Source organism: uncultured Methanofollis sp. (assembly GCF_937919355.1).
Lineage (GTDB): Archaea > Halobacteriota > Methanomicrobia > Methanomicrobiales > Methanofollaceae > Methanofollis.
The window spans coordinates 1-3,231 of sequence record NZ_CALFSA010000129.1 but is presented as its reverse complement, the minus strand read 5'-3'; the positions used below and the strand labels follow the sequence as shown (position 1 = coordinate 3,231).

At 66.7% G+C, this 3,231-nt stretch carries 2 protein-coding genes; both read right to left on the bottom strand.

Annotated elements, in window-relative coordinates; translation table 11 throughout:
- Window positions 1-914 (bottom strand): ribonuclease catalytic domain-containing protein (locus tag Q0520_RS06055; protein WP_298667626.1); only part of this gene is annotated, 914 nt, incomplete at its 3' end.
- A 349-nt stretch (window positions 915-1,263) separates the two neighbouring features.
- Window positions 1,264-3,231 (bottom strand): hypothetical protein (locus tag Q0520_RS06050; protein ID WP_298667624.1); only part of this gene is annotated, 1,968 nt, incomplete at its 5' end.

Here is a 3,231-nt window from a genome sequence, read left to right as displayed (position 1 = left end):
GAGAGGGCCTTGGCGTTGGGTTTCTTCGGGAGACGCCAGCCGTACTCCGCGGCCGTCGCCACGATCCCGTCCCAGTTCTTCGGCGTCAGGACGACCCTCTGGACCATGGGAACGCCGGCCCGGCCCAGGTACTCCACCATCACGCCGTTCGCCCCGATCATGAACTCCTCGATGAGGCGCCGGGCCGCGTTCTGCCGCGGGACGACGAGGTCTGTCACCCTCCCCCCCTCCATCACCGGTGCCGCCTCGATTGTTTCGAGGTCGACGAGCGCACCCTGCTCCGTCCTGTGCCGCCGCAGTCTCCGGGCGGCCTCGTCCTGCATGCGGACCTGCTCCTCCAGGCCGGGGACGTCGGAAAAGATTGCGGGAGGGTCGCCGGCGCCTTCCAGCCAGTCGCCGACCTCCTCGTAGACGAGTTTCGCCCTGTTGCAGACGAGCGCCCGGTATATCCCGCCGGGCCGGGTGCTCCCGTCCGGGCGGACGGTGTACTCGACGACGACGGCGAGGCTGTGCGGGCCCGGCAGGAGCGAGGTGATCCCCTTCGAGAGTCTGTCCGGGAGCATGGGAAAGGTCTCGACCCCGGTGTAGACCGAGGTGCCGTTGTGGGCGGCGTGCCGGTCGGCCGCCGACCCCATGGGCACGGAGGCGTCGACGTCGGCGACCGCCACCCGCACACGGATCTCGCCGCGGCTGAGGCGCTCGCAGAACTCGACCTGGTCGAGGTCCTGTGAGTCGACATTGTCGATGGACGACCAGAGGAGGGACGAGAGGTCGCGGACGCCGTGCGGCACGGCAGGCGCCGCGATTGCGCCGACCTCCCTCTCGACGGCCGGGGGGAACCGGGGGGAGAACCCGTACGTCTCCATGGCGTCCCGTGCGATCGCCTTCAGGTCGATGGGTGCGTGGGTGGTCATCGTACGGGGAGGGGGGACGCGGGAGCATAATTATCTTCTGGAATGCACCGGGGAACATTCCGGGTGCCCCCCTGTCGCGCCGGCACGTCGATGGCTCTGCACCTTTGCACCTGTTTTCTCTCCTTCGCGCCGGGTTTGCACCGGGGAAATCCGTCGCCTGCAGTCGTCGATCAGGCAACGGAGCCGTGCACGCCGGGTGCTCGCCGACGTTTGCACCACCCCGGATTTCACAGCACCACACACCCCGCCCCCGCGGCCGCGGGCGTGCCGTGTGTTCTCCGGGTGGTGTGCAAATTTACCGGGGTATCTGTACACACTTCTCATATTGTACTCTGTACACACATAGACGTCAGGAACGCTCCCCTTCTACGGCCGGATCATTTCCACCGCTCTGGTGCAAACCGGGCGCGAAGGTGGAAGGGTCGGGGTCGTCGTCGATCCAGACGTCCGCTTTCGCCATCCAGTCGCGGTAGGCCCGGTCGTCGAACGAGAAATAATGCTCCCGCCTTTTCATCTCGATCCCGAAGTGCTCGTCGGCCACCGTGGCGTCGATGAGACTCACCGCCGGGCACTTGTCCAGGATGCCGGTGTAGGTCGTCCTGCTGTTCGTGTAGCCGTGGAGCAGGCGGTAGGTCTGGTGGTACGAGAGTCCGAGGGCGTCCTGCAACTCCCTGACGGTGAAGACCTCAAGGCCCATCTTTGCGATCGTCTCCAGGGCGGCGGACTCGTTCCTGGTCAGTTTCGTTTCCTGCCCCCCGGCTTCGCCGTTGATCGCAAGGAAGAGCCTGCGGGCATAGTCGAAGTCCTTGCGGTCGGCGACGAGGCTCCCGTCGTCGTCCTGCTCCCGCTGGAAGACGTGGAGGAGGGCGGAGGCCTTGATCAGGTCGAAGAGCATGGCCGGGTTCTGGCGGTTCCTCGCGGTCCGGAAAGAGATCCGCGTCGCGAAGGGGACGCGGACGTAGACGGTCCGCTCCTTGAGGACCTCCCAGATCGCCCGGCAGACGTGGACGTCCTCGTCCTCGACGTCGCCGCGGCGCCCTGCCTCGGCCGTCTTCATGTGGGCGAGCACCCGCTCGTCCTGTTCTTTCGAGTCGTCGATCCAGACGGTGAGCATGCGGTTCATCACCTGGTCGTCGCCGACGCTCTCCACTTTCGCAAGCCACCAGACGCAGCGTTCCGGGATGGTGCAGACACGCAGGCGCCTGTCAGTGGTGAGGGTGCGGTGCTCGATGGGTTCCCGGAAATTGGCGGTGGCGCTCTTCAGGAGTTCCTGCATGTCGTCGGAGAGGGAGACGTCGTCGAAGAGGAAGACGGTGCCGGGGCGGAGTTTGTCGTGGTAGTAGAGGGCCTTGTCGGAGACGGTGCCCGTGAGCCTGAAGGTCTCCGGGATGAGGGTGAGCATGGTGGCGCAGGCGTGGGTCTTGCCCTTGCCGGAGTTGCCGGAGATGGCGACGTGGAGGCCGTTGGTGTTCTCGACGGACTGGGAGGCGACGGACATGATCAGGCACTCGGCGACGGTGCGGTCGCCGACGTGCTCCCTGTGGAAGGTGTCGAGGAGGAAGGCGAGGGGGTCGCCGTCCCGGAGAATTTCCATCGCCCGCTCCCTGACCTCTGCGGCCTCGGGCGAAGGCGGTGTCGCCTTTTGCTTTGTCTGTCTCTTCGGTTCGTGCATGGCCCGCAACTCGGGCCACCTCTGTTTCCCGCCGCCGCAACTCGCGTGGTGACACCCGGCGTAGACCGCTCCCGAGGGGAACTGGACGGCGAAGGCGCCGTCGTGGTGGGCGGTCGAGAAGGGGCAGTCTTCGAGGACGTGCAGTGTCCCGCCCTGCCAGGGCCGCGTGCTCCGCACGCCGAGGCCGTGCTCCGAAAGCCACTTCCCGAGGTCGATCTTCGACCCCTTCGGCGCAGGTGGCGCCTCGACGGGGAGGCGGGTGGCTATCGCACGAAGTTTTTCTACCGCGACGATCTCCCTCTCCTCAGGCACCGAGAGGAGCCGCGCCCTTCGGTGCGGTCGCTCGGGGGTGTTGTCCCCCTTCCGTGAGCAGGTGCCATAGAGTTTCCAGATCCGGGCGGCATTGAAGTTCGCCGTATCGACGGTGACTGTCTCGTCGGAAAAGAGGGCGTCGAGGGTGGCGAGCACGCCCTTCACAAGTCCTCCGTCGTCGTTCGGGAGGTCGATTGCGTAGAGGAGGTGCGCCCCGTTCCCGGAGTCGGCGCGGACCGGATGGGGGAAGCCCTGCTCGTCAAGCCAGAGGGCGATCTCGTCGGCCCGGCGCAACGCCGCGGCGTGCTCCTCCTCCGTCGACGACACCCCGCT